This is a genomic window from Peribacillus sp. P4_C12 (assembly GCF_056402095.1).
This window is the reverse complement of sequence record NZ_JBFUIB010000865.1, coordinates 1-1,176: the sequence shown is the minus strand read 5'-3', so window position 1 is coordinate 1,176 and position 1,176 is coordinate 1. Positions and strand designations below refer to the sequence as shown.

The 1,176-nt window shown below is 30.4% G+C and carries 2 protein-coding genes; one reads left to right on the top strand and one right to left on the bottom strand.

Annotation, left to right across the window (positions count from 1 at the left end; genetic code table 11):
- The coding region (locus AC1DUW_RS29780; protein ID WP_477644300.1) for a YjjG family noncanonical pyrimidine nucleotidase at positions 1-302 on the bottom strand (302 nt) is incomplete at its 3' end.
- Positions 303-379: 77 nt separating this feature from the next.
- Here AC1DUW_RS29780 and yeiL point away from each other — a divergent pair.
- A complete protein-coding gene (yeiL, locus tag AC1DUW_RS29775) occupies positions 380-1,051 on the top strand; it encodes a transcriptional regulator YeiL (RefSeq protein ID WP_053346668.1) in 672 nt (223 codons plus the stop codon).
- Positions 1,052-1,176 lie beyond the last annotated feature (125 nt).

Here is a 1,176-nt window from a genome sequence, read left to right as displayed (position 1 = left end):
GTCTTATGTCCTTGGTTTAAATGCTCACGGTAAGTAGCTTCAACTTTTGCTCCGTTTTCATCTATATGAAATTCCTTCAAAAAAAGTGAAAAACGCGTTGTCAGCACTTCTTCACGAGAAATCAAGCCTTCCTCTAATTGATGCCATAATCCATCATTAATGCGCTTATAACATGCAATGGTTTGTTTGTTATAGGGCAACTCGTACAGCGTAATAATTTGTTTTAAAGCCTTTTCTTCTGAATCTTGAAAATCAAGTATCGTATCATCTAAATCAAAAATAATATGTTTGTATTTGTTCATTCCTATCCACCTCTTGGTAGTAATATATCGAAAGTAAGAATATAATAATAGGAGATATCTCATATTGAGGTGATAAAATGGAAAAAATCAATTTGAAGGATTACGCTGAAAATTTTGTAGATATATATAATGATATTCAAGAAACTTTTCCGAAAGCAGTTTTACATCAGGCTTTTATTTGTAAGTTTTCTTCTAATGAATATATAGTGCGCTTTGATGAAGATATTCAGCACTTATTTTTATTATTGGATGGGCGGGCAAAAATATATATAGTACACGAAAATGGAAAACGTGCGCTGATTCAGTTTCTAAAGAAAGATGATTTTATTGGTGAATTATCCTTGATTGAGGTGGAAAAGAATTTAAAAGATGTTGTGGCTATAAATGACTGCACTTGCTTAGCGGTTCCATTGGCTTCATCGAAAGAGCATCTGTTAAATGACAATCTTTTTCTCCATAATTTATCAAAATATTTAGGTGATAAATTACTTAAAAGAACGGATCATTACACAGCTATGCAGGATTATGAATTCAAAAATCGATTGGCGAAATATATTCTTCAAATAGAAAACGATGGATGCTTTCAAGAGAAGCATACCGAAACAGCAGAATACGTGGGGGTAAGCTATCGACATTTATTATACACACTTAACCAATTCCATGAAGACGGATTATTAGAAAAAAAAGGAAGGAAATATTTTATCATTAATAAAGAAAAGTTAGAAAGATTGAGTTCAAAAAAGGATTAATTTAGTTTGATTTGATAACTTGAAATATAAACAAGTTGTTACACTTTTTTTATATCACAGAAACGAATACTGCTTTGCTAATATACGTTTTTAAATTAAAAAATAGCTAATAGAATATTTACTAC

Coding starts and splice junctions, on each gene's coding strand:
- yeiL (WP_053346668.1), top strand. CDS start 380: ATGGAAAAAATCAATTTGAAGGATTACGCTGAAAATTTTGTAGATATA.